Source organism: Pelovirga sp. C15f (assembly GCF_057178085.1).
This window is the reverse complement of record NZ_JBXUCV010000002.1, coordinates 84997-108729: the sequence shown is the minus strand read 5'-3', so window position 1 is coordinate 108729 and position 23733 is coordinate 84997. Positions and strand designations below refer to the sequence as shown.

26 protein-coding genes are annotated in these 23733 nt (G+C 53.4%); 10 read left to right on the top strand and 16 right to left on the bottom strand.

Annotated features, from left to right (window positions below):
- Window positions 1–126 precede the first annotated feature (126 nt).
- Window positions 127–759, top strand: coding sequence for a carbonic anhydrase (locus tag AC1931_RS05675; protein ID WP_483876277.1), 633 nt, complete (start codon window positions 127–129; stop codon window positions 757–759).
- On the opposite strand, the gene AC1931_RS05670 is transcribed toward AC1931_RS05675, so the two are convergent.
- The 3 genes from AC1931_RS05670 to hflK all read right to left on the bottom strand — a co-directional run bounded on the left by AC1931_RS05670 (window position 752) and on the right by hflK (window position 3722).
- On the bottom strand, window positions 752–1612 hold the full coding sequence (locus AC1931_RS05670; RefSeq protein WP_483876276.1) for an RluA family pseudouridine synthase: 861 nt from the start codon (window positions 1610–1612) through the stop codon (window positions 752–754). The genes AC1931_RS05675 and AC1931_RS05670 overlap by 8 nt on opposite strands.
- Window positions 1613–1752: 140 nt before the next feature.
- Window positions 1753–2685, bottom strand: coding sequence for a protease modulator HflC (gene hflC, locus AC1931_RS05665; RefSeq protein WP_483876275.1), 933 nt, complete (start codon window positions 2683–2685; stop codon window positions 1753–1755).
- Window positions 2682–3722, bottom strand: a complete 1041-nt coding sequence (gene hflK / locus AC1931_RS05660; RefSeq protein ID WP_483876274.1) for an FtsH protease activity modulator HflK — start codon at window positions 3720–3722, stop codon at window positions 2682–2684. The genes hflC and hflK overlap by 4 nt, the downstream gene beginning before the upstream one ends.
- 222 nt (window positions 3723–3944) lie before the next feature.
- Between hflK and AC1931_RS05655 the strand changes: the two genes are divergently transcribed.
- Window positions 3945–4250, top strand: coding sequence for an MTH1187 family thiamine-binding protein (locus AC1931_RS05655; protein WP_483876273.1), 306 nt, complete (start codon window positions 3945–3947; stop codon window positions 4248–4250).
- Between the two features lie 25 nt (window positions 4251–4275).
- Here AC1931_RS05655 and rsgA read toward each other — a convergent pair whose 3' ends face one another.
- The 5 genes from rsgA to AC1931_RS05630 are packed head-to-tail and all read right to left on the bottom strand — an operon-like array spanning window position 4276 to window position 8000.
- Window positions 4276–5289, bottom strand: coding sequence for a ribosome small subunit-dependent GTPase A (gene rsgA, locus AC1931_RS05650; RefSeq protein ID WP_483876272.1), 1014 nt, complete (start codon window positions 5287–5289; stop codon window positions 4276–4278).
- Complete coding sequence (locus AC1931_RS05645) at window positions 5286–6215, bottom strand: DMT family transporter (protein WP_483876271.1); 930 nt, start codon at window positions 6213–6215, stop codon at window positions 5286–5288. Before AC1931_RS05645 ends, rsgA begins: the two co-directional genes overlap by 4 nt.
- Before the next feature lie 2 nt (window positions 6216–6217).
- Complete coding sequence (locus tag AC1931_RS05640; RefSeq protein WP_483876270.1) at window positions 6218–6928, bottom strand: 16S rRNA (uracil(1498)-N(3))-methyltransferase; 711 nt, start codon at window positions 6926–6928, stop codon at window positions 6218–6220.
- Window positions 6925–7437, bottom strand: coding sequence for a Pycsar system effector family protein (locus AC1931_RS05635; RefSeq protein ID WP_483876269.1), 513 nt, complete (start codon window positions 7435–7437; stop codon window positions 6925–6927). Before AC1931_RS05635 ends, AC1931_RS05640 begins: the two co-directional genes overlap by 4 nt.
- Window positions 7434–8000, bottom strand: coding sequence for a cob(I)yrinic acid a,c-diamide adenosyltransferase (locus tag AC1931_RS05630; RefSeq protein WP_483876268.1), 567 nt, complete (start codon window positions 7998–8000; stop codon window positions 7434–7436). The genes AC1931_RS05635 and AC1931_RS05630 overlap by 4 nt, the downstream gene beginning before the upstream one ends.
- A 412-nt stretch (window positions 8001–8412) precedes the next feature.
- Between AC1931_RS05630 and AC1931_RS05625 the strand changes: the two genes are divergently transcribed.
- The 3 genes from AC1931_RS05625 (at window position 8413) to AC1931_RS05615 (ending at window position 11187) form a co-directional block, all read left to right on the top strand.
- Window positions 8413–10068 (top strand): L-lactate MFS transporter, encoded by a 1656-nt coding sequence (locus tag AC1931_RS05625; RefSeq protein WP_483876267.1) that lies wholly within the window; start codon window positions 8413–8415, stop codon window positions 10066–10068.
- Between the two features lie 72 nt (window positions 10069–10140).
- Complete coding sequence (locus AC1931_RS05620) at window positions 10141–10743, top strand: acetate uptake transporter (RefSeq protein ID WP_483876266.1); 603 nt, start codon at window positions 10141–10143, stop codon at window positions 10741–10743.
- A gap of 105 nt (window positions 10744–10848) precedes the next feature.
- Window positions 10849–11187, top strand: a complete 339-nt coding sequence (locus tag AC1931_RS05615; protein ID WP_483876265.1) for a hypothetical protein — start codon at window positions 10849–10851, stop codon at window positions 11185–11187.
- Between the two features lie 8 nt (window positions 11188–11195).
- On the opposite strand, the gene AC1931_RS05610 is transcribed toward AC1931_RS05615, so the two are convergent.
- From AC1931_RS05610 to AC1931_RS05590, 5 genes are all read right to left on the bottom strand, one after another.
- The gene (locus AC1931_RS05610) at window positions 11196–12572 is read right to left on the bottom strand and encodes a sigma-54-dependent transcriptional regulator (RefSeq protein WP_483876264.1); all 1377 of its coding nucleotides are present in this window, start codon (window positions 12570–12572) and stop codon (window positions 11196–11198) included.
- 24 nt (window positions 12573–12596) lie between these two features.
- A complete protein-coding gene (locus AC1931_RS05605) occupies window positions 12597–14564 on the bottom strand; it encodes a sensor histidine kinase (RefSeq protein ID WP_483876263.1) in 1968 nt (655 codons plus the stop codon).
- Between the two features lie 234 nt (window positions 14565–14798).
- Complete coding sequence (locus AC1931_RS05600) at window positions 14799–16190, bottom strand: dihydrolipoyl dehydrogenase family protein (protein WP_483876262.1); 1392 nt, start codon at window positions 16188–16190, stop codon at window positions 14799–14801.
- 47 nt (window positions 16191–16237) lie between these two features.
- Window positions 16238–16594, bottom strand: coding sequence for a hypothetical protein (locus AC1931_RS05595; protein ID WP_483876261.1), 357 nt, complete (start codon window positions 16592–16594; stop codon window positions 16238–16240).
- Window positions 16595–16741: 147 nt separating this feature from the next.
- Window positions 16742–17530: a porin family protein gene (locus AC1931_RS05590; RefSeq protein ID WP_483876260.1), complete on the bottom strand. Its 789-nt coding sequence runs from the start codon at window positions 17528–17530 to the stop codon at window positions 16742–16744.
- A 176-nt stretch (window positions 17531–17706) separates the two neighbouring features.
- On the opposite strand from AC1931_RS05590, the gene msrB reads away from it, so the two are divergent.
- Window positions 17707–18279, top strand: coding sequence for a peptide-methionine (R)-S-oxide reductase MsrB (gene msrB / locus AC1931_RS05585; protein ID WP_483876259.1), 573 nt, complete (start codon window positions 17707–17709; stop codon window positions 18277–18279).
- Here msrB and AC1931_RS05580 read toward each other — a convergent pair.
- From AC1931_RS05580 to AC1931_RS05570, 3 genes are all read right to left on the bottom strand, one after another.
- Complete coding sequence (locus AC1931_RS05580; protein ID WP_483876258.1) at window positions 18245–18481, bottom strand: RNA-binding S4 domain-containing protein; 237 nt, start codon at window positions 18479–18481, stop codon at window positions 18245–18247. The genes msrB and AC1931_RS05580 overlap by 35 nt on opposite strands.
- Before the next feature lie 4 nt (window positions 18482–18485).
- Window positions 18486–19154, bottom strand: a complete 669-nt coding sequence (locus AC1931_RS05575; protein ID WP_483876257.1) for a spermidine synthase — start codon at window positions 19152–19154, stop codon at window positions 18486–18488.
- Window positions 19155–19297: 143 nt separating this feature from the next.
- Complete coding sequence (locus tag AC1931_RS05570) at window positions 19298–20932, bottom strand: ABC-F family ATP-binding cassette domain-containing protein (protein ID WP_483876256.1); 1635 nt, start codon at window positions 20930–20932, stop codon at window positions 19298–19300.
- Window positions 20933–21178: 246 nt separating this feature from the next.
- Between AC1931_RS05570 and AC1931_RS05565 the strand changes: the two genes are divergently transcribed.
- The 4 genes from AC1931_RS05565 to mltG all read left to right on the top strand — a co-directional run bounded on the left by AC1931_RS05565 (window position 21179) and on the right by mltG (window position 23664).
- The gene (locus tag AC1931_RS05565; RefSeq protein ID WP_483876255.1) at window positions 21179–21388 is read left to right on the top strand and encodes a hypothetical protein; all 210 of its coding nucleotides are present in this window, start codon (window positions 21179–21181) and stop codon (window positions 21386–21388) included.
- A gap of 258 nt (window positions 21389–21646) precedes the next feature.
- Window positions 21647–22042: an iron-sulfur cluster assembly scaffold protein gene (locus AC1931_RS05560; RefSeq protein WP_483876254.1), complete on the top strand. Its 396-nt coding sequence runs from the start codon at window positions 21647–21649 to the stop codon at window positions 22040–22042.
- A 31-nt stretch (window positions 22043–22073) separates the two neighbouring features.
- Window positions 22074–22658, top strand: a complete 585-nt coding sequence (gene plsY / locus AC1931_RS05555; RefSeq protein ID WP_483876253.1) for a glycerol-3-phosphate 1-O-acyltransferase PlsY — start codon at window positions 22074–22076, stop codon at window positions 22656–22658.
- 10 nt (window positions 22659–22668) lie between these two features.
- Window positions 22669–23664 (top strand): endolytic transglycosylase MltG, encoded by a 996-nt coding sequence (gene mltG, locus AC1931_RS05550; protein WP_483876252.1) that lies wholly within the window; start codon window positions 22669–22671, stop codon window positions 23662–23664.
- Window positions 23665–23733: the final 69 nt, after the last annotated feature.

The following is a 23733-nucleotide window of genomic DNA, read 5'->3' as shown; positions in this document are numbered from 1 at the left end:
AGAAAAAATTCAGGGCATCGTCCTGGCGCCAACAAATTCTGAATTCTGACGCCTGTATTCCTTCAGGTTAGCTCAGCAAGCTACAGGACATCAGGTCCTGCTTTTGATTAAAAAAGGAGAATATCCATGCGGGACGTTAACAAGTTCATATCCGGATTCAAGCGTTTTCAGAAGGATTGGTTGGGACCGGATGCCGGTCTTTTTGATCGGCTGAAAAAAGGGCAATCCCCGTGTACGATGGTGATCGCCTGTAGCGATTCACGCGTCGATCCCCTCTTTCTCACCGACAGTCATCCGGGCGACCTGTTTGTTGTCCGCAACGTTGCCAACCTGGTTCCTCCCTGCGAACCGGACGCGGGGCATCACGGTGTCAGTGCCGCCCTTGAATTTGCCGTCTGCCATCTTGAGGTCGATAACATTATCATCATGGGGCACTCTCAGTGTGGCGGCATCAAGGGGTTAATGGAGGGCGTCTGCGGTTGCGGTAACCACTCATTTATCGGCAACTGGGTCGGCATTGCCCAGAATGCAAAAGACAAGGTCCTGGCAGAACTGCCTGAGAAACCATTGGAAATGCAGATTGGGGCGTGCGAAAGGGCCGCTATATTGGTCTCCCTCGAAAACCTGATGACCTTCCCGTGGCTCAGAGAGCGTGTCGAAAAGCGCAGCCTGGCTCTGCACGGCTGGTATTTTGATCTGCAAGCGGGCACACTGTCCGGATATTCTGCCGACAGCAACAATTTTGAGCTGATCAGCTAAGGGCAAGCCCCGAGACTTCCAGAAAACTTGTCAGATCCTGCGGTAACGATGATGTGATCAGCACGGGGACATCAGTAAAAGGATCGATGAACGCTATCTGCTGACAATGAAGAAACAGCCGAGGCAGGCTGTCGGGGCAAGGACCGCCAAAACGCCGGTCGCCAAAAAGTGGATGTCCAATCTGCCGAAACTGGCGGCGGATCTGGTGCTGGCGCCCGGTCTGAAGTTCAATCTGCAGCAAAGAGGCAGTGTCATTGGCCGCCAGCACCTGGTAGCTGGTAACTGCAGTTTTGAGCTTCCCCTTGGCCGGTATCTCATCGTTCAGCATGCCGCCAGTGATGATTTTGCCTTTAACCAGCGCCAGATAGGTTTTACCGACCGGTGCATTCATCATCATTTTGCCCAGCACCGAACAGCTTTTCTTCCCCTTGCCGAACAGCACGACCCCGGACGTTTCACGATCAAGGCGTTGAATCGGGGCCGCCATAAAATGCTCCCTGCGGCGTTTGAGTAAATCGGCCACCCGGGCGGTGAGGTTATCCACCTCGTGTCCCTGTCCGGCATGGGTCGCCAATCCGGACGGCTTGTCAAGGATCAGTAGCTGTTCTGTCTCACACAAAATGGTAAGGGCCAGCTTCTCACTCTGCGCCAGCAGAGCGAGAAGACGGTCGCTGTCCGGCAGCAGAATACGTTCCCCCACTGTCAGTGCGGCATCCATGTCGTTACTGCGGCGAATTTTTCCGTCTTTTATCAACTTGCGCAGATAAGCTCCAGGAGCTGCTGCAAGCCGCTGCTGAAGAAAGCTATCAAGCGACAATCCGGCTTCGGTGGTGGTGACAATCATTTCGGGCATAGGATTTTTCTTACTCTGATGAATAGGCGGCGGATCTTTTTTTATGCAATTGCAGACTGTCGAGACTTGAATAAAAAAACGCCGCCGACCAGCAAAAACTGATACGGCGGCGGGTCAGGCATTATGATTAACCCTACAGGCTAAAAACCGGCATCGCGCGTACGCAGATATTTATAATAATCGGAATCGGCTGAAATCACCAGTTTACCGTTTTTGGTCAGGGTTTTCTGATAGGATTCCATGGTCCGTAAAAAGGCATAGAGCTCTTTATCCTGATTATAGGCTTCGGCGTAAATGGAAGCGGCCGCGGCGTCGGCGTTACCGCGTACTTCCAGAACCTTACGATGAGCTTCGGAGCGGATTTGCTGCAGCTCCAGATCCATCTCACCAAGAATATTGGCTTTTTCCCCTTCACCTTCCGAACGATAGCGCGCCGCCACCTGTTTACGCTCATTGATCATCCGTTCATAAACACGCTCACGGACCTGTTCAACGTAGTTGATACGTTTGATCTGGATGTCGACCAGTTCAATTCCATAAGCCGGGGTACTGGAACTGGCGCGGGCAAGAACATCGCGGATGATGGTTTCGCGGCCGATCATTTCATCCGCCCCGATTGCTTCGCCGTCGACCTCGAAGGCCTCATCCGCATCGGCCTGGTAATCACTGCCACGCACCAGCTCCGCCAGCAGGTGACTGGAGACCGCATCGCGCACTACTGAATCGAGGATGTTGTCGAGGCGGCTTAACCCCCCCTGAATATTGAAAACCGTTCGATAAAACACCAGCGGGTCGGTAATCCGCCAGCGGGCAGTGGTATTGACCCAGATAAAACGCATGTCCTTGGTCGGAATCTGATTAGGGTCACCGTCCCACTTGAGGATGCGTTTTTCAAAGCGGTTGACGTTCTGGACAAATGGCATTTTAAAGTTCAATCCGGCATCGGTGACGGTACGTACCGGATCACCGAACTGGGTAATGACCACCTGTTCAGCTTCATTTACCGTATAAAAAGCGTCCTGGCCGATGAGAATGGCGGCCAGAATGACAACTACTAATAATCCGTTTTTCATCGTGCGGCTCCTTCTGTGATTTTGCGCAGGGGCAGCAGGGGTAGCGCACCACCATTAATGTCATCCATGATGTAGGTTTCATCGAGCTGCGGCAGAACCTGCTCCATGGTTTCGATGAAAATCCGCTGGCGGGTCACCTCAGGGGCGCGTTTGTATTCGGTGAGCAGAGCCAGAAAACGGTTGGTTTCACCGCGCGCGCGATTAACCCGCTCAACGGCATAACCTTCGGCCTCCTGCAGTGCTCTCTGGGCTTCCCCGCGGGCACGAGGAACTTCCTTATTAAACTGGGCACGCGCTTCCAGGATCAGACTCTCTTTTTGTTGCTCGGCTTCGTTGACCTCGTTGAAGGCCCCCTTAACCGGATCGGGCGGGGTCACATCCTGAAAACGGACAGTCACGATACGCACACCAATATCGTAGTAATCGAGGGTTTCCTGCAGCGACTCCTCAACTTCCAGTGCCAGGGACACCCGTTCGGTGGTGAGAACCTCCGTCACATTGGCATTGCCCACCGCCCGTCGCACCATGGCTTCGGAAACATCGCGGATCGTACCGACTGGATCGTGGATTGTGAAAACATACTTATAGGGGTCACGAATCTGGTATTGGACAATCCACTGGATATCACTGACGTTCAAATCTCCAGTCAAAGTCAAGGATTCCTCCTCCATTCCCCGTGCGGAAAGAGCGGGACGGACGCCCGATTCGGCAGACCGGAAACCAAATTCTTCCTTGAGCACCCGCCCGGTCGGCACCAGATAAACCTGATCAATCCCGAAAGGTACCTTGAAATGCAATCCCGGTTCGGAGAAGCTTGCAAACTTGCCGAACCGCAGAACCACTCCGGTTTCTTCGGTGTTGACTTCGTACATGCTGCTGTAGACGCCAACAATGATCACCAGCACGGCCACCATCAAGAGAATCGGCCGCATACTCTTTTTCGGGTCAAGTTGCATTTTTTCTTTAAAGCGGTTGGTCATGTCGATGACCTTTTTCTCCAGGTCTTCCCCGGAAGGACCTTGTCCCCAATTCTGCATTGCTACCTCTTTTTATCTGTGTCAGGGTTGATGAACAATGACTTTTCTATGACTTATGTCTGCCATGAACAGGTGAATATAGCAGATTTTTGTTTCTGATGGGGGATTTTCGGAACCTTAAGTTTGCTTTTTGCCCCTTTTTGGTGCTGGTCAGCATTTTAGGCTAAAGCTATACTGTCAGGGTCAGAGCACCAACCCGACCAAGCAAAGGAGCCTAATATCATGAAGGTAATTGTCGATCTCTGTGTCGTTCCCCTGGGTGTAGGGGTTTCCGTTTCCAGCTATGTCGCGCGCTGTCAGAAAATCCTCGAAGACGCCGGATTAACAATCAACCTGCACGCCTATGGCACCAATATCGAGGGCGATTACGATCAGGTCTTCGCAGCGATCAAGCGCTGCCATGAAGAGATTCACGGCGCCGGGGCCCCACGCATCAGCACCACCATCAAGCTGGGAACCCGCATCGACCGGGAGCAGACGATGCAGGATAAGATCCGCAGCGTTGAAGAAAAGAGATCTGCCACCTGAAAAAGCAAGCCTTCGCCTGGCCGTTTTACTTTCTGCTGCGATTCAGGGCGTTTAGTTCATCTTTGAGCTTGTGATAACTGGCCAGACGATCGCTGTCGAGGGTTCCGGCCGCCGCCGCCTGCTGAACCGCGCAGCCCGGCTCACAGGTGTGACTGCAATCGCGAAAGCGACAATGCCGGGCCAGGGCGTCAATCTCGGCAAAGGATTCAGTCAGATCAGAACTTTCCCCCCACAGATGCAGTTCGCGCATGCCGGGGTTGTCCATCAGGATGCTGCCGTTCGGAAGGAGAAACAGTTCACGATGGGAGGTGGTATGACGACCCTTGCCGTCGGAACTGCTGACCGCGCCAACCTTCTGGCGCTGGTGGCCGAGCAGCCCGTTGGCGATGGTCGACTTCCCTACCCCCGATGAGCCCAGCAGGGCGACGGTTTGTGCGGGCTGGAGATACTCCTGCAGGGATTCAAGCTGAACTTCATCATGGGCCATACACAATAGTACCGGTGTCGTCCCGGCAATCGCCTGAACCTCATGCAGACAGGCTTGTGGATCGGGGTGCAGATCGGTTTTGTTGAGCAGAACCACCGCGTCGGCGCCGCTACTGCTGACCAGTGTGAGATAACGTTCAATCCGCCGCAGGTTGAAATCCTGATCCAGACCACTGACAATCAGAACCAGGTCGACGTTGGCAGCGATGACCTGTTCTTCCGAACGCTGCTCTTTGCCCTTACGCTGACCGGGGAGGTTGCGGGAGAAGGAGCTTTTGCGTCCAAGCAAGGCAATAATGGTTCCCCGTTGCTGTGATTGCGGTTCGACCACGACCCAGTCGCCGACAACGGGCAGATCCGGTCTGCCACTGGACGTGTGACGAATTTTACCTGAAAAACGGACCGTGAGTTCGCCCGCCGGCGAGATCACCCGATAATAATTTTTTTCACCCCGGATAATCCGCGCCGGAAGCCTCGACTCCCCTTTCCAGTGGGCAAACTCCCGTTCAAAATAGGCTGACCAGCCCCATGCTGATAGATTGACATTGCTCATGTTGTTTTTCCGCGTGATCGCCAGTGACTGGAAAAGTTAAAAAGCAGCAACCCGCCGGCAATCAGCAGAATCCCCATCAGATGAAAACTTTTAAAGCGTTCATTCAGGATCAGGATGGCCAGCAAAGACGTGAACAGGGGGATCAGATTGATAAAGAGACCGGTGCGGTTGGCCCCGATTTCCTGAACCCCCCGATTCCAGCACAGGTAGGCAAGAATCGATGGAAAAATTGCCACATAAAGCAAACTGGCGACAACCTTGGCGGTAATATCCAGGGGCGCAGTCCGGGCAAACTCCCAGACATAAAGGGGAAACAGCAGCACCACACCAACGGCAAAGGAGGCGGTCAGAAAGCTTAATGGATGTATCGCCGGGCGCTTCTTCAGCAGCACCGAGTACAGGGCGTAGCAGCAGATGGCGATCAGCATGAGCAGATCACCGGGAACGAACTCCAGCTTCATAAGGCGCTGCCAGTCTCCCTGCATGAGGATGTAGGCCGCACCGGCAATGCACAGGATGACAGCTGACACCTGATAGCGGTTGATCCGCTCACCGTACAGCACAAAACTGATCAGAACAATGACCGCCGGCATCACCGATTGCGTCAGGGCGATGTTGATTGCGGTGGTGGTATGGGCAGCAGTGTAGAGGATGGTGTTGAACGCGGCAATCCCCAACAGGCTGATCAGCAGGATGATTTTCCAGCTTGCCTGAATCTGCGCCCGATCACGGCGCAGGTGGCGCAGCGTAAAGGGCAGCAGAATAAGCAACGCCAGGGTCCAGCGCCAGAAAGCCAGGCTCACCGGGGGGATCAGCTCAATCACCCCTCTGGCCAGTACCGAATTACCGGCCCAGAAGAGCGGCGGAAAAATCAGCAGCAGGCAGGTGAGATAATGGCTGTGACGGTTGGGTACGAGTTGTTTCATGATTACTTGGCCAGCCGCGCCAACAACACCGGCAGGGCGGTTTCCACCCGCAGGATACGCGGCCCAAGGGTAATAGGCAGAGTACCGCACGCTTGCAGCTTATCGACTTCGTAGGGAATAAACCCTCCTTCGGGACCAACGACCAGCAGCGCTGGTGCGCTGCTCGCCTGCGGACACGCTTGCATGGCGCCGGGGTGGGCAACGTAGGCGTTAAGACCGCGACACAGATCCGGCAACTCATCTTCCACAAACGGCTTGAAGCGAGGCCGCAACTGAATCTGCGGCAAAATCGTGTCGCGCGCCTGTTCCAGCCCGAGACGCAGGTGCTCATCGCGTTGCGCCGGGGTTAATAATGGCGAATTCCAGTAACTTTTGTCGACCCGATAACTGTTGATCAGATACAGGTGCTTTACTCCCAGGGCGCTGATGGTTTGCAGTATCCGCCGCAACATCTTCGGACGGGGCAGCGCCAGAATCAGAGTCAGCGCCAGCGCCGGTGGTGGCGGCTGATCAAGCTGTACACGCAAGGTCAGCTGTTCGCCGGTACGATTGATGATGGTGCCTTGGCCAAGACGGCCACCCACACGACCGACCCGGATCGTCGCCCCTTCATTTTTCTGCAGAATCCCGGCGACATGTTCAAAGCGCCGCCCTGTCAAGCAGACCAGATCATCACTGATAAAATCAGGAGCATCAAGCAAAATCAGATTCATGGAATCAGAGGCAGCAGCAGCGCCGACACGGTGGCACCGAGCAACCCGCCAAGCAGGGTCCATAGGCCGTTGCGGATCAGGCCGTACTTGCGGGTCAAACGATGTTTTCCGAGATAATAGATTTCGTGAAGATAGGCATCATAGAGCTTGTCGCGGTCGGCAATAACGGACTTAAATTGTTGCCTGAACTCCTCCTCGCTCAGTTCGCTATAGGAGCGGAAGTAAAACAGATTGGTGCGATCGGTCACATGAAATGGCGGAATAATCGCAAGAATGGAAAAAACCACCGCCAGCAGACCGGAACCCGCCAGCAGCAAAATAGTGACCAGTTCCAGCTTCTCGTACTGAGTCAAAGTGATGGTAATGATGATCGATGACGCAGTCATGATCATCGCCGCCTTGGAGTCAGCCATCTGATTCAGGATCATGTGTTTGTCCAGATTTGCTCGCAGCGTATTCGCAGCCAGCAGGCGCGGCAGCAAAGGTTCCTCGTAAGGCGTTTCGGTCATCGATGTTCCCCTGGTTGCCAGAAGATATCAGCGTTGCCGCCATCGTTGCTCAGGCGCGCCCAGACAAAACACAGATCCGAAAAGCGATTGAGAAACCCCAGGCACAACGGGTTGATCTTTTCCATTTCTGCCAGGCAGACCAGCTCGCGCTCGCAGCGTCGGGTCACGGTGCGCGCCAGATGTAACAGGGCAGCAGCACGGCTACCTCCTGGCAACACAAAATTGCGCGCCGGGGTCAATTTTGCCCTATCCTCTTCAAGCCAGCTCTCGAGGCAATCGATCTGCCCCTGATGAACATTGGGAATCCGCATGGCCTGTTCACTATCGGCCGGGGTTGCCAGCTCACCACCTAGGTTGAACAATTCATTCTGGACTCGCAGCAGCTTGTCCTTGATTCCTGCCGGCAGCTCTTCGCAGCGCACCAGCCCCAGTACTGAATTGAGTTCATCGACGGTACCGTAGGTTTTTACCCGCTGTGAGGCCTTGGAAACGCGGGTTCCATCAACCAGGCTGGTATGCCCTTTGTCGCCGCCGCGGGTCATGATCTGGTCTAGTGTTGGCATAATCAACCTCTCTGGATGTTGGCATCTGAAAGCATCTTCGCTGTTTCAGTGTACGTAAATATCGGCCCGGTGACCAGCCCCACAGATTCGCAATATTGCAAAAAACACCTCAACCCATCTCACGATTGCAAACCGCTGTTCTGATCGTCGACTCAATCAATTTATTATATTTAAATTATCCTTTTTTTTCAGGCAGTTAAAAATAAAACCTCTTTATTGTCCAAGACCAAAAGACATCTTATATAGCCCGACCAAAAATTGCAAAACTGCGAAAAACCCGCCTTCAGGGTATTTTTTCACAACCGACTTTTTCTTCTTAACTACTTGATATAAATAGGATTATTGTTTTTCACAGATTGGCACGCAGGTTGCCTTAAAAAGGACCATTCAATCGCACCCGAGGAGAACTGCCATGGCAATCTGCCCCTACTTTGATCAAGACCAAAAATTCTGCGACGTCGGTGAAGACTATATTTCCCCTTACGACGTTGTTGCCATGTCTCATTACTGCTCGAGCAGGTACCGGGAATGTGACAAATTTCCGAGCCTGACCGAACGCTATCCGGATGTCCTGGAACAGGTGGGCTCTCACGAGGCGATTCCCCGGCAAAATGAAGAAGTCCATTCAATCTATACCTATGCACAATCGGCAGATAGTGAAAGCGCTGAAAAAGCGCGGACACCTCTTGCCATAAAATTCGATAACAAATGGCCCTTATTCCATCGCCTGAATCGTGTGATGTCCATTCAGCATTCCCATGTCATAACATCAGAGGAGAGAGAAGTAATGAAACCAGAAATCATCAAAAACCGTGGCAAGCAAGTCGTCTTTGCCGGGCTCGGCATCAACCTGGCCCTCGGCATTCTCTATGCTTACAGCATGCTCAAGGGTGAAATCAGCAAATTGTTTGCCGGCTCCGGCGATCCCTACGCCACCGCTTGTCTGGCTTTTGCTTTATCGATGATTCTTGGGGGCAAAATGCAGGACAAGGTCGGTCCACGCCTGACCGCCGTTCTGGGAGGACTGCTGGTGGGAGCCGGTTTTATCGTCTGCTCCCTGACATCGAGTTACTGGGGCTGGGTGCTCGGCTTCGGTATGCTGGCCGGCCTTGGCATCGGCTTCGGTTATTCAGCTGCTACACCCCCGGCGCTGAAGTGGTTTTCTCCAGCCAAAACCGGGCTGATTGCCGGTATCGTTGTCTCCGGCTTTGGGATTGCCCCGGTCTATCTGGCTCCCGTGTCTAAATACCTGCTGGGTCAGTACGGCCTGCATAGCACCATGATGATTCTCGGCGTTGCCTTTATCGTTATTGTATGTGGCATGTCGCTGCTCCTCAGCAACCCCCCGGCCGGTTTTGCGGCGGTTACGAAAGATGCAGCAGCCAACGTCAAAACCACCCCCACCGCACCCACGGCCGATGTCAGCCCGACGCAGATGCTCAAGGAAGGTCGTTTTTACACCCTGTGGCTGACTTTCTTCATCGGTGCCGGTGCCGGACTGATGGTTATCGGCAGCATCGCCGGTATCGCTAAACAGAGCATGGGCGAAATGGCCTTTATCGCCGTTGCTGTCATGGCCGTTGGCAATGCTGCCGGACGTATTGTTGCCGGGATTCTGTCAGACAAGATCGGTCGTGCCTCGACCCTGACCCTGATGCTGGTTTTTCAGGCGGCTTTGATGTTTGCTGCCATTCCGGTTGTTTCCGGTGCTGGTTCCGGCGCCCTGCTGGTGACCCTTCTGGCGACCTTTATCGGCTTTAACTACGGTTCCAACCTGTCGTTGTTCCCCTCTTTTGCCAAGGATTTCTGGGGCGCCAAAAACTACGGGATGAACTATGGTATTCTCTTTTCATCCTGGGGAATCGGTGCCTTTGTGCTGGTAAAAATTTCGGCACTGCTCAACGCCAAATACGGGGGCATGGAAAGTTCATTCATGGTCGCCGGCGTTTTGTTGCTCGTCGGAGCGATGATGGCCATGTCCCTGCGTCCACAAAAAGCAGCCGTACCGGCAACGGCACCGATCTTTGTCGAAGAAGAAGATCTGGTTCTGGAAAAAGTACGCGACTAACCGTCAACCCTTCATGGTGCTAAAAGACAGCCCTCTATGGTGAGGGCTGTCTTCCCTTTTACAGGAGACGACATGGCTGCACCATCACCCGGGCCCATCCAGCACGAACTCCCCGCGCCGGCTCTTCTGGCACTGGCGGTTTCACTGCTGTTCTATCTGTTCAGCCTGCTCGGCTCTTACAGTCCACCTGTTCTGCTGAGCGGTATCATCCTCGTGTGTGGCGGGGTGATTCAACTGACCTACGGCCTCCGCAGTCATCAGCAGGGGCATCCACGAGCAGCAGCAACATTACTGCCCTTCGGATTTTTCTGGTTGTCGTTGATCAGCTACGAAATTTTCCCTGAATTGGGTCTTGGACGGCATCCCAATGCTATTACCATGTTTTCTTATTTAAGCCTGTGGGCCTTGTTTGCAGCCATTTTATTCCTTGGCAGTTTTCGCCGCAGTATTGCAGTGCAAACCCTGTACGGTGCCATCATGTGCTCCCTGCTGGCCTTGTCGATGAATCACCTGAGGGATGACCAGGTGTTTCTGCTGCTTGGCTGCCTGTGCGGTTTTATTGCCTCACTGACCGCCCTGTATATCGCTGTTGCCCAGACGATCAATGAAAGCAGGGGGCAGGACGTTATTCCCCTGGGTCAATGGAACGAACAATGGGAAGAGGAAGGCAAGTAACATGCTTGCCTCAAACGCTGTTTTAGGATATTTTTTCAAGATAAGTCCAGCTGTTGAGTTTTTTTCGCATACGCAAAAAAGCACCTGCGGGAATAACGGGGTAGCATGAGTCCTGCACAACAAATGACATTACTGGGGCTGGTTGCCCTGGCTTATTACGCTGTCCTGGTGGCATCAGGTGTTGTCAGTACCGATGTGATGCCCCAGTTTGTTGTTTCAGCGGTCATTTTTCTGTCATCCGGACGCTTGTTGCGCGGCATCGCGCGCAGCCGGGTCAGGGAAGAACGCAAAGACAAAAACGGCAAGCCCCGCCCCGAACCGAACTGGGCCCTGCGCACCCAGATTCTCAACTGGGTGATGGTCATACTGATCATGTGTGCCCTGGGCCTGTGGATTATGAAACCGGTGGGAGTTTCCTTTTTTGAGATGTTTGGATTCGGCTGAGCCCTGCTCTACCTGCCCCTGTCACCGAGCAAATCTTCCTTGCGCAGTCCATACTTTTTCATCTTCCGATAAATCGTCGCCATATTCATCCCCGCCTTGGTGGCCGCCTCTTCAATATTTCCTCCGGAAGCGCTGAGCAGCTGGCGCAGATAGTCAATTTCAAAACGCGCCAGGGCATTGTTGTAATCGTCCCCGCCGGCGGGCACCTCTTCAATATCGATAAACTGGGCCAGGGTCGTCAGGCTGATTTGCTCCTCGGTTTCAATAGTGATGCAGGCCTCAATAACATTTTTCAACTGACGGATATTTCCCGGCCAGCTGTAACTGGTGGCGGCCTGCTGAGCCGCCGGCGACAAGCCGCTGATATGGGTAGCAAACTTGCGATTCTGTTCACGAATAAAGTAGCCGGCCAGGAGCAAAATATCGGGCTGACGCTGACGCAAAGGGGGAAGATGCAGATTGATCACGTTGAGGCGATAGAACAGGTCTTCACGGAAAGTTCCCTGTTCCACCTCCTTTTCGAGATTGGAATTGGTCGCGGAGATGAGCCTGACATCTACCCGCGTCGGGGTGGTATCACCAATACGCCGGAATTCCTGCTCCTGGAGAAAACGCAGCAGGGTTTTCTGAACATTAAGAGGCAGGTTGCCGATTTCGTCGAGGAACAGGGTACCGCCATCGGCTGCCTTTAACAGCCCCTCCTTGTCGGTATCAGCACCGGTAAAAGCCCCTTTTTTGTGACCGAACAGTTCGCTTTCCATCACCGAGTCGGGAATCGCGCCGCAATTAATCGCAATAAAAGGCTTTTCTTTGCGCGGGGAATTATAGTGAATCGCCTGCGCAATCAGCTCCTTGCCGGTGCCCGATTCGCCGGTAATCAGAGCGGATGTGTCACGAACCGCGACTTTTTTCACTTTTTCCAGCAACTGCTGAAGAATCATCGAGGTACCGATGATCTTGTCAAAATTGAACTTGCCGGCCAGCTCCTGACGCAGCTGCTCATTTTCGCTGAGCAGCTGGTTATGCTTTAGCGCGTTGCGCACCCGAAACAGCAGCTCATCCGGCTCAAAAGGCTTGGTCAGCATATCGTAAGCCCCTTTGCGCAACGCTTGAATCGACATATCGACGGTGGCAAAAGCGGTGATCATGATCACCGGGATGTCAGCTTCCCTGGCCTTGATCCGCTGCAGCACTTCCAGTCCGTCGATCCCCGGCATCTTGATATCGCTGATGACCAGATCCCACACCCCGGAACGAAACACCTCGACCGCCTCAAGGGGGTCGGTGAAGGTACGCACGGCATGGCCGTCGTCCATCAACACCGCCGCCATCATGCGGCACAGTCCCTCCTCATTATCAATAACCATGATCTGTTTTGCCGACATCCTCAATTCCCCTGACGTATCATATCAATATTCCTCACGCACCAGTGGCAGACGGATAATCACCCGGGTACCCTTACCGATCTCCGAATCGATGGCGACCTGGCCCTGGTGCATATCAATGATCTGCTTGGTAATTGCCAGACCTAAACCGGTACCACGTGCCTTGGTGGTAAAAAAAGGCTCGAAAATCTTGTCCAGATTTTCTTCACTGATCCCTTCCCCCTGGTCGGCAAACTCTATCCGGATATACCGGTCATCCTCGATACCAGTCGTCACGCTGATCTGCTTGCCCGGCTGCGAAGCCGCTCCGGCATTGAGCAGCAGGTTGATGGCAACCTGACGCAGCTGGTCGCCATCAGCCGCGATCAGCGGCAGATCGTCGGTAAAATTCTGAACGATCTGAACATGATTCATATCAATGTGGTTGCCCGCAAAATCAATAATCTGGCGCAGCAACCGGTTGATATCGGTGGGCTCCAGTGCCGGCTTGGGTGTGCGGGAATAGCTGAGCAGATCCTGAACAATTTTTTTGCAGCGCTTGCTCTCCCTCTTGATCTCATGAATAAAGCTGTAATTGGGGTCATCTTCCGGTATTTTCTTCTCCAGATACCCGGCATAGCCAAGAATCACCCCCAGAGGGTTATTGATTTCATGTGCCACCCCGGATGAGAGCACCCCGAGGGAAGCCATTTTTCCCTGCTGCGCCAGCGCTGCCTCCATCTCCTTGTTTTTGCGCAACATCCGCGTCATGCGATTAAAAGCGACGGCCAGCTCCCCCAATTCATCCTGACTTTCCACCGGCATCTGCTCATCGAGCCGACCTTGGCGTACCTTGCGGATGACACTGATCATGCGCTGGATCGGATCGGTCAGAACCTTCGCCGCCAGGGCAAGCAGGGCGGTCGTCACCAGACCGATAATCAACGGCAGCAACAGCACGTGCAGGGCAATGCGCCATTTGAGATCGTTCGCCGTCCGGTAGAATTCATCCTCATAACTGCCGACAGCGACAATCCAGTCCCAGGGCTCAAAGTAGCGATAACGGACGATTTTCATCCGGTTTTTTTTGTCCTGCGCGCCACGCCACGGGTAACGGATCCAGCCCTCGCGCTGCTGTGTCATCTCGGCAATAAAGGCCCGCCCGTCAAGGTCGGTTGCGTGCAGCAGGTTTTCACCTTCAGCGTCAGGATGAATGGTCAGGGTACCATCTCCGGTCATTGTATAGATGTATCCGGTCTGACCGACTTTTTTACTTTTGATCTGTTCGCCCAGCAGGTTCATGGCGTTCTGCTCAAAGGTCGGATCATCATAGGTTTCATCAAGATAGCCCCCGGCCGCAACAATCCAGTCCCAGGTGTGACAATAGCGAAAGGCGACAATCTTGCGGCGCGGGCGCCGGTCGCCAAGCAACTCGTTATACCAGGGATAGATGGTGAAAAGGACTTCTCCCGGCTTGCTCGCCAGGGCACGCTGTTTCATTTCGCGGATAAAAAACCTGCCGTTTTCATCCTGTGCAGCGCTGATATCTTCCCCCTCGCGCGCCGGATGTACGGTCAAGATTCCGTTGCCGGTCATGGCAAACAGGTAACCACTGGTGCCGATACTTACTTCCTTGAAACTGTTACCCACCGCCTGCTGTGCCGACTCAAGATCGATCTGACCGCTGCGCTGCCGGCGCTGCTGCTCATTGATAACGCCGAAGGCCAGCTCCACCAGACTTCTCATCTCCTGCTCGACAATTTTTTTCTTGTCATCACGATACACCTCAAACTGGCGATGATGATTTTCCAGCAGATCGAGGGTAAAGCTGGCCATGTGATCAAGATCGGCACGACTGACTTCCGTCAGTCCTTCATAAGCCTGTTGCGTCGCGACATAACCGATAATTGCACCAAGCAGAAAAATCGGCACGATAATCAGGGGCAGGATAATCACCAGCATTTTCCAGCGAATTTTCATGCTGTTGAGAAAACGGGAAAATATGCGGATCATGGCGCCTCATCATCAATCAGGATTTCCGAACAAAATCTGTGACTTTATAACATGAGTTGGCAAACGGAGGAAGGATCAGGTCGCTGAAACACCCGATTTAATAAATCAAAGGAGGGCACTCATCGTATCTGGTGATCTCCTTGGCTCTTATGCGGAAGAGCGAACCTCGGCATAACAAAACGCGATTAAAAGGAACAACCAGAAAGTAAAATCCTGTTTGTGGCGTAGGCCAAGTCAGATCAGTCCCTGCATCTGGGCATTATCCCGTGCCGCCTGACGCAGGCCATCACTGATGCTCGGATAAACGTGAACAGTGGTACTTAAATCGACCACCGACAGGCCAAAACGAATCGCCAGGGTCGCCTCGTGGATGATGTCCGCTGCACGTGGGCAGAGCATCTGCACGCCGAGAATCTTACCCGTCCCCTGTTCGGCAGTAAGCAGCACACCACCCAGCATCTCACCCATGACATGCGCCTTGGGCACCCGTTCGAGATCAACGTAGGTGGTCAAAACACGATAGCCTTGCGCTTCGGCCTGGGTTTTGGTGAGACCGACGGTGGCAAACTCAGGATCGACAAAGACCGCCATCGGTGAAAAACGGTGATCGATGGAATGATTGCCGCTCGGATCAAGCATGTTCTTAACCGCAATCTGGGCTTCCCGCGCACCGGCAGGAGCAATCAGCGGCGCACCGGTCACATCACCGGCAGCCCAGATACCAGATACGTTGGTACGCAGTTGGCGATCGACCTTGATGAATCCTCCGGCGTCGGTTTCCACACCAATGTCTTCCAGCCCAAGGTCTTTAGTCACCGGTGAGGTACCGATGGCCAGCATCAGCCTTTCGGCACTGAAACCGACCTCGGCCCCGTTGATCAAGGCAAACACGCAGGTATTGTCGCCGTGCTTTTCCACCCGTTGGGCTTCAACGTTGCAGAGGATCTCGACTCCTTCCTGCTCAAGCATCATGCGGAAAAGTTCGGTCAGGCGCAGATCGAACTCAGCCAGCAATCGCGGCCCGCGCTCTAAAATGGTGACCCGGGTACCGAAGCGGGCAAACATCTGTCCCATCTCCAGGGCAATGACGCCGCCGCCAAGAATAACTATCGAAACGGGAAAACAGGGGAGATGCAAGGCGTTGTAGCTGGTAAGAAAGTTGACGTTATCAAGACCGGGAATCGGCACAACCCGCGGCTCACCGCCGGTGGCGATCAACACGTGCGGAGCCGTATAGATATTACCACCGGCTTCAATTTCGCGGGAGGAGATGAAGTGCCCGCGCGCCCTGATCACCGTAATATTTTCGGTCTGATCGACTTCACGCTGATAATGGGTCTGGCGAACCGTCTCCACGGCCTTCTGCTTCAACGGCATCAAGGTACCACAATTGGGATAGCCGGCCTGCAGATTCAATCCCCAGCTTTCCCCTTTGCGCGCGCCATGGTACATCTCGGCCTTGTGAATCAAGGTTTTACTGGGGATGCACCCCCAATTGACACAGGTGCCACCCAGGTGGGATTGCTCAATCATCAAAACCTTTTTACCTGCAGCCGCAGCGATACGAGCGCCGGCAAAGGCCGTCGTACCGGCACCAAGAACAATCAGATCAAAAGAAGTGGGCATCTTTGTCTTTCCATTAACAAGGCAAGGGTAAATAAATTCGGCCGGCTTTAGTTGTCCGTGGACTGACTCTGATGTCTCAATCGGCAGATTTCCAATTTGGCCTGATACAGGTCGCGAAAAACCAGGCTCGAGCGCTCGAGCATTTGTTGATTATAGCAATCAAACAGCTGTCCTAAACCCTTTTTGATTTCGGTGAACTGCTGTTGGGTCAGGTCTGACGGCAGTTTCAGAGACACCTCAGGAATATCCTCAGTAAAGTATGTCTCAATAATTTTTTCAAGCTCTGTCTTCAAACACTCAATCACTTCCGGACTCTGGTCCGGCGGGTGCTTTGCCAGTGCCTCATCAATGATGTTGGCAATCCTGCTTTGTGATTTTTTAATCGGAATCACTTTTGCTGCCATCAGTCAGATCCTTTTTAATGCGCTCGGTTATCCGGTGAAAGGATAACAGCTACAGCATAACGGATAATGGCAGGCAGATGCAAAACGGCCACCCCAAAATACATTGAAGTGGCCGCATTAAGATTGAACATAATTGCTCAGACTGGGTCAGAAGCGTACCAACAACCCGCCAAACGGCCCGGAAAACTCTGTTTCCACATACAGGTCACTCTCATCAACCTTCAGGTCAAAATAGCGATAACCGGCGTAGATTCCAACCATTGGTAATGGCGAGAACTCCACCTGGGCCTCGGCATCCAGAAACCGGTTATTATCGTATTCCATATAGCCTACCCGACCAGTCAGACCGATAAAATCGGCCAGGGCAACGCGTCCACGCACACCGACCGTGGGAATGGGAACCAGCGCGGATTCTTTTTCTTCAAAAACCAAACTCCCCGTTGTGCCCAGGTTCCTCAACATGACTTCAGCGTCGGCAACCTTTACCGCCAGCTCCAGACCAAGCTGCAGGCGGGTCGGCAGATCATCAAGGTTGAGAAAAAAGTAGGTGTAGCCGACATCGTAAAGGGCGATATCCAGTTCGCTTTTTACTCGATCATTAACGGAAAAGCTTTGACCTTTGAATGTCCCATCGACCTTGAGGGTGCCGGTACCGGAAAAACTGATCGGCAGATAGTTAAATGCGAGACGGGAATTACCTATCTGCAAGGCTACCTCGCCGGTGATTCCGCCACTGTCGTCGAGATCAAGGTCGCGACGCACATCGATCTGCTGGCCGACACCGTTGACAGTTCCGGCAATGGAACCTTCAGGGCTCAGGAGCTGATAACCAGCCTTGATCGACAGCAGCTCATCAGCAAAGGCGGTTGCGCTCAGGGTGAATAAAAACAACAGGACGATAGTCAACAAGGGTGTCACTTTACATTTGGATGGCATGACCATTCTCCTTGCCGGTATGGGGTTTGGCAAAAGTTAACACAACCCAACGACATGGGTCATGCTTTTTAATATTAAATTTGCAAGGGTCACTTTTATCCGGCCCCTTGCATTTCAGCAGGTCAGCGCATGATAATGTAACTGCAAAGCCCAACCATCATATAAGGACTTGAAAAATGAAGACTTTCAAAGTTTCTGTTACCAGGCGACAGCTACTGACGTTGCTGGCATCACAAGTGGGGATGTTGTGGCTGGCGGCACAGGGATTTTCTAAACAATCGGGGAAGGATAGTACCATGGCTAACGACAAGTCAACCGTCAGCGTTTTTTCTGTAGAGAAAGATGCCTATATTGACGTGGAAAAAATTGTCCGCAGTGAGACGGAGTGGCGTCAGCTATTGACGCCGCAGCAGTATGATGTCCTGCGTGCAGAAGGAACGGAGCGGGCTTTTACCGGCGCTCTGCTCGACAACAAGGAGCGTGGCGTCTATCGCTGCGCCGGCTGCGGCAATGATCTTTACCATTCCGATCACAAATTTGATTCAGGTAGCGGCTGGCCCAGCTATTATCAGGCCGTAGCATCGGAGAATGTTGCCACCCGCGTTGACCGGCGCCTGTTCATGACCCGCAACGAGCTGATCTGCAGTCGCTGCGAATCGCATCTGGGACATGTGTTTGATGACGGGCCACCGCCAACGGGTAAGCGTCATTGTATCAATTCCGCGTCCCTGACCTTTCACCCCCTGTAATCTTTATCCGCTCTGTGCCGTGATCGATGATCTGGCCGGGGCGGATTTTACAGCGTTTACGCAGCTCAACCTGACCATCAACCTTGACCTCTCCGGTGGCGATTGCCAGCTTGGCGCTACCACCACTGGAACAACTTCCCGTCAGTTTGAGCAGGTCGCAGAGTTCAACGAAGGGGCGTCCGTTCAGATCAAATAGCTCCACTCTTTTATCCTTTGTTGCGTGCCACCCAGACCGCATGACGGTAGCCGCCTTTGCCGGGACGTTCAACACGAACAGAAAAACCGGCTGCGGCAAGGCGATATTCGAAGGCGGTATCAGGATTTTCTCCCCAGACGGCCAGGGTTCCTGTCGGCGTTAAGGCGTTGCGGGTGCGTTCAATCGCGCGACTACCGTAGAGGGGATCGTTACGAGGGTCGGTGCGGGGATGGGGGCCACGGTAGAGATCAAGAATGACGGCGTCAAAAGAAGCCGCCGGAGACTGGCTAATCAACTCGGCGACATCGGTGATTACAACCTCAACTCGCGGATCAGCTGCGGCGGCAGCGGTTAATTCAGCCAGCGGGCCGAGACACCAGGTGTGAACTATAGGGTTCAGTTCAGCAACAACCACTGCTGCCGTGGCAGGGAGCTGATCGAGCACGGCGCGCAGGGTGATGCCCATCCCCAGCCCCCCGACCAGAACCTTCGGGGCCGGCTGCTGCAGCTCCTGACAACCGAGCTCGCCCAGGGCAATTTCGGAGCGCTGGGCTTTACTGTTCATCAGGATCTGGGTGCCGATAGTAATGAGAAAATCCCCGGTACCGCGCTGACGCAGTTCGAGGGTTTCACCGCTTTCGGTCAAACATTGATCAAGGGTTTTCCAGGGCAGGGCCACGCGGGTTTCCTTTGATGTTTAGCGCCAGATCGGGGATCCTGTGACAAGGGACGCTTTGCGCCGTCCGTGGCCGCTTGACTGTCGCCGTCCATGGCGATAGTCACCCTTGTCACAGGCCCCCCGACCCGGCGGCAAGGAGCTGCCTATAACTTCAAGTCAGCAATACCCTGACAGAGCTGGATTCGCAGGGCGGTGATGTCCGGGTTGTCAAGATATTCGTCAAAACTCATGACCCGGTCGATGACCCCGTTCGGGGTCAGTTCAACAATGCGGTTGGCGGTTGTTGCGACAAATTTGTGGTCATGGGAAGTAAATAGGATTACCTCAGGAAAGCTGATCAGGCTGTTATTCAGGGCGGTGATTGATTCCAGATCCAGGTGGTTGGTCGGCTCATCGAAGAGCAGGGCGTTGGCATTGGTCAGCATCATCCGCGCCAGCATACAGCGGACTTTTTCTCCACCGCTTAAGACCGTCGTTGCCTTGGTAGCTTCATCGCCGGAAAAGAGCATGCGGCCAAGATAGCCGCGGGCAAAACTTTCCCCTTCGGTTGGAGCAAACTGCCCCAACCAGTCAATCAAACTCATCTCTTTGGCAAAATAACGGCTGTTTTCCTTAGGAAAATACGTATGGGTGATGGTCACACCCCAGCGGTAACTGCCGCTGTCAGGTTCCAACTCACCGGCAAGAATCTGGAACAGGGTCGTCTTGGCCAGGCTGTTGCCCCCCACAAAAGCTATCTTGTCTCCCTTATTGACAATCAGATTCAAGCGATCGAGCACCTTGACTCCGTCGATGGTTTTGCTCAGGTCGGTGACTTCGAGAATGATGTTGCCGCAGGGGCGCTCCGGCTTGAAAATGATGAAGGGATATTTACGCGATGAGGCTGGCAAATCATCAATCTCCAGTTTGTCGAGGAGCTTTTTACGTGAGGTTGCCTGTTTGGCCTTAGAGGCGTTGGAACTGAAGCGCGCAATAAATTCTTTGAGTTCATTAGCCTTCTCACTCGCCTTTTTGTTGGCATCCTGTTTCTGTTTCAGAACCATCTGACTTGCTTCGTACCAGAAATCATAATTGCCGACATAGGTACGGATGGTGCCGAAATCGATATCAGCGATATGGGTACAGGCCTGGTTGAGAAAGTGCCGGTCGTGGGAAACGACAATGACCGTATTCTGGAAGCGGCCGAGAAACTCCTCCAGCCACCCTATCGATTTCAGATCCAGATGGTTGGTCGGCTCATCCAGCAGCAGAATGTCAGGGTTGCCGAACAGGGCCTGGGCCAGCAGAACGCGGACCTTGTCACCGCCCTCCAGTTCCTTCATTTTTTTCTGGCGCAGGGATTCGTTAATGCCAAGACCGTTAAGCAGTACGGCCGCCTCTGATTCCGCATCGTAGCCGTTTAATTCAGCAAATTCTGCTTCCAGTTCACCGGATCGGACACCGTCGGCATCGCTGAAGTCCCCTTTGCTGTAGATCGCCTCACGCTCGATCATCACATCAAAGAGTTTTTTGTGCCCCATGATGACCGTGTTGAAAACCGTTTCTTCGTCAAAGGCAAACTGGTCCTGACGTAATACCGCCAGACGCAATCCTTTGTTGATGGTGACTTCGCCCTTGTCAGGCTCGGAAAGTCCGGCAAGAATTTTAAGAAAGGTGGATTTGCCGGCTCCGTTGGCACCAATCAATCCATAACAGTTGCCGGGGGTAAACTTGATATTGACATTATTGAAAATAACCCGCTTGCCATAGGCCAGGCAGATATTTGTAGCAGTAATCATCGTTGTTTCTTTCTCTTTACCTATCCAATAGAAAAAGACCACCGAGTCAAACCCTGTGGCCTTCGCGCTGCCAAGCTATAGCATGGATTGCGAGTGCGGGCTAGAGCAAATCATAGGCCCTTTAATAGTGCCCCGGGCATGGCACATGAATCCTTTGTCTGCCCCGGTCCGTTAATGCTATATTGAAGGCCCTTGTGCCGGTTATGTGCGACCCTTATTGATTCAGCAACGACAAGGATGCCACTGATGGACATACTGCAGGTTTACATGTACGGAATCTTGGCCGCAACGGCTCTTGCCCTGACCTGGTCCTTTGTTCTGGATAACAACAAGCCCCCGACAACCAGGGAATTCGGACTCAAGCTATTGGCGCGCTTTGCCTTTCTGGCCTTCATGTTTGGTGTAATTATCGGCTTTTTATATCTGGCCATCGGGCTGTTCCGCACCGCCGCATAGATGGGCAGGGACACGGTACCCTGGTGGGTATTTCCCTGGCATAATCGCATCTATAAAATCCTGAAGGCAGTGCCTAAACTAAAAGAATAGGCCAGCCATATGTAATTTTTACTTTGGCTTGCAGCGCTCGCACTATCAGGGCTAGAATCCGCTTTTAGCAGCGGAGCTTTATTCTCTCAGGAGCTCATCGGCCCTGTTCTTGCGGCAAGGACAGGGCTAAACAGATACGTTTTAACTTCTAAGCTAACGGGTTTACTTGTGTATACCGAAAAAGTCATGGAGCATTTCAACAATCCGCGCAACATCGGCATCATTGCCGAACCAACGGTGCTGGTCCAGGTCGGTGAACCTTCCTGTGGCGACTCCCTGCTATTGTCGCTTAAAATCGAAAATGACCACATCACTGATATCAAGTACAAGATTTATGGCTGCGGTGCGGCCATCGCCACGGCATCCGTCGCCAGTGAGATGGTGATGGGGTTGCCCCTCGACGAGGTCCTTTACAACATCACCGACCAGACGATTGCCGATGCCCTTGACGGGCTGCCACCGGAAAAAATGCACTGCTCCAATATGGCGGCCGGTGCCCTGCATGGGGCGATCCGCGAATATCGCAAGGCCATCGCCGCCAAACATCCTGATCCCGCTAACTGACGCTGTTGTCCACCTCATGGAGAATGAATATATGCTGGTTGTTCTGGCCCTCTGCGCCTATCTGTTCGGCGCCATCCCGACCGGGCTGCTGCTGACGCGCCGGTTCGGTAAAGAAGACATCCGCAAAGTCGGCAGTGGCAATATTGGCGCAACCAATGTTTACCGTGTCGCCGGGCGCAAAATGGGAATTGTCACGCTGATTGGCGATTGCCTTAAAGGTGTCATTCCAGTCGTACTTGCCCAGCAGGTATTTGACTTTTCTGGAACCTCTCTGGCGCTGGTGGCTCTGGCTGCCTTTATCGGACATTGCTTTCCGGTCTACCTGGGCTTTAAAGGAGGAAAAGGCGTTGCCACCGCCCTGGGGATTTTTCTGGTGCTCTCACCACTGGCAGTCCTGACGGTGCTGGTCGTCTTTGTTCTGTTTTTGTGGCGCTGGCGCTATATTTCCCTGGCATCCATCGCCGCCGCTACGGCTATCGTTCCGGCCGTTTTTCTGACCACCGGTTCATGGCCGATCTTTATTGTAACCCTGGTGATCGCGGCAATCGTTATCTGGCGCCACAAAGACAACATCAAGCGCCTGCTTAACGGCACTGAAAACCGCTTCAGCTTTTAGTCATCATTCCATGCGCCGTTTTTTTCTAGTCCTTTTTGTTTTACTTATAATCAGTGCCGGCGGGGTGGTGGTTTGCGGTTGGTGGTTACTGACCACCCCGGTTATCCCACCGGCAGCGGTATCTCTTGATGTCGCACCGGGGAGCAGCCTGCAGCGAGTGGCGCGTAATCTTGACGAACAAGGGGTTATCAGTCAGTCCCTGCTGCTGCGAATACTTGCCAAATGGCACGAACAGGAGCACCAGATTCAAGCAGGGCACTATACTTTTTCTGCGCCGGCAACTCCCGGTGAGATCCTTGAGCGCCTTGTTCGTGGTGATGTTGACAAGGTCAGTCTGACGATTCCTGAAGGCTATACCTTGCAGCAGATTATTGAGCGGATTGGCGAAGCGGGGTACGGCGAGGTTGAAAAGTTATGGCAACTGGCGCGTGATCCGGAGTTTATTGCCGGCCTCGGCATTACCGCCGACAGTCTGGAAGGCTACCTGTTTCCTGAAACCTATCGTTTTGTTCCGGGCACCAACGAGGCTGCCCTGCTGCGCATGATGGTTGAACAGTTCCAGCGCGCCCTAAGCCCGGAAAAACATGAGGCGGCTCGCCGCCTCGGGCTATCTCTGCACGAACACGTGACCCTGGCTTCCCTCATTGAAAAGGAAACCGGTGTGGTCGAAGAGATGCCGCTGATCTCATCCGTATTTCATAACCGTCTGGCCATCAACATGCGGTTGCAGACCGACCCGACGGTCATCTATGGCGCTGATGATTATTCCGGCTCGATTACCCGCCGGCAGCTGAACACCCCGACGCCCTACAACACCTACATAATCTACGGTTTGCCGCCGGGACCGATTGCCAGCCCGGGGCGTGCCGCCCTTTTTGCTGCAGTCTTTCCCGAAGAATCGGACTACTATTATTTTGTCTCCCGTGGTGACGGCAGCCATCACTTTTCCCGCACCCTGCGCGAGCACAACAACGCGGTTCAGAAGTATCTGCGTAACCGCCGCTGAAAAACGACTATTTTCTCCACAAAAAAACCCGGCAGAACCGGGTTTTTTTGTGCTTGACTATTGAACGTC

Coding starts and splice junctions, on each gene's coding strand:
- AC1931_RS05675 (WP_483876277.1), top strand. CDS start 127: ATGCGGGACGTTAACAAGTTCATATCCGGATTCAAGCGTTTTCAGAAG.
- AC1931_RS05670 (WP_483876276.1), bottom strand. CDS start 1,612: ATGCCCGAAATGATTGTCACCACCACCGAAGCCGGATTGTCGCTTGAT.
- hflC (WP_483876275.1), bottom strand. CDS start 2,685: ATGAAAAACGGATTATTAGTAGTTGTCATTCTGGCCGCCATTCTCATC.
- hflK (WP_483876274.1), bottom strand. CDS start 3,722: ATGCAGAATTGGGGACAAGGTCCTTCCGGGGAAGACCTGGAGAAAAAG.
- AC1931_RS05655 (WP_483876273.1), top strand. CDS start 3,945: ATGAAGGTAATTGTCGATCTCTGTGTCGTTCCCCTGGGTGTAGGGGTT.
- rsgA (WP_483876272.1), bottom strand. CDS start 5,289: ATGAGCAATGTCAATCTATCAGCATGGGGCTGGTCAGCCTATTTTGAA.
- AC1931_RS05645 (WP_483876271.1), bottom strand. CDS start 6,215: ATGAAACAACTCGTACCCAACCGTCACAGCCATTATCTCACCTGCCTG.
- AC1931_RS05640 (WP_483876270.1), bottom strand. CDS start 6,928: ATGAATCTGATTTTGCTTGATGCTCCTGATTTTATCAGTGATGATCTG.
- AC1931_RS05635 (WP_483876269.1), bottom strand. CDS start 7,437: ATGACCGAAACGCCTTACGAGGAACCTTTGCTGCCGCGCCTGCTGGCT.
- AC1931_RS05630 (WP_483876268.1), bottom strand. CDS start 8,000: ATGCCAACACTAGACCAGATCATGACCCGCGGCGGCGACAAAGGGCAT.
- AC1931_RS05625 (WP_483876267.1), top strand. CDS start 8,413: ATGGCAATCTGCCCCTACTTTGATCAAGACCAAAAATTCTGCGACGTC.
- AC1931_RS05620 (WP_483876266.1), top strand. CDS start 10,141: ATGGCTGCACCATCACCCGGGCCCATCCAGCACGAACTCCCCGCGCCG.
- AC1931_RS05615 (WP_483876265.1), top strand. CDS start 10,849: ATGAGTCCTGCACAACAAATGACATTACTGGGGCTGGTTGCCCTGGCT.
- AC1931_RS05610 (WP_483876264.1), bottom strand. CDS start 12,572: ATGTCGGCAAAACAGATCATGGTTATTGATAATGAGGAGGGACTGTGC.
- AC1931_RS05605 (WP_483876263.1), bottom strand. CDS start 14,564: ATGATCCGCATATTTTCCCGTTTTCTCAACAGCATGAAAATTCGCTGG.
- AC1931_RS05600 (WP_483876262.1), bottom strand. CDS start 16,190: ATGCCCACTTCTTTTGATCTGATTGTTCTTGGTGCCGGTACGACGGCC.
- AC1931_RS05595 (WP_483876261.1), bottom strand. CDS start 16,594: ATGGCAGCAAAAGTGATTCCGATTAAAAAATCACAAAGCAGGATTGCC.
- AC1931_RS05590 (WP_483876260.1), bottom strand. CDS start 17,530: ATGCCATCCAAATGTAAAGTGACACCCTTGTTGACTATCGTCCTGTTG.
- msrB (WP_483876259.1), top strand. CDS start 17,707: ATGAAGACTTTCAAAGTTTCTGTTACCAGGCGACAGCTACTGACGTTG.
- AC1931_RS05570 (WP_483876256.1), bottom strand. CDS start 20,932: ATGATTACTGCTACAAATATCTGCCTGGCCTATGGCAAGCGGGTTATT.
- AC1931_RS05565 (WP_483876255.1), top strand. CDS start 21,179: ATGGACATACTGCAGGTTTACATGTACGGAATCTTGGCCGCAACGGCT.
- plsY (WP_483876253.1), top strand. CDS start 22,074: ATGCTGGTTGTTCTGGCCCTCTGCGCCTATCTGTTCGGCGCCATCCCG.
- mltG (WP_483876252.1), top strand. CDS start 22,669: ATGCGCCGTTTTTTTCTAGTCCTTTTTGTTTTACTTATAATCAGTGCC.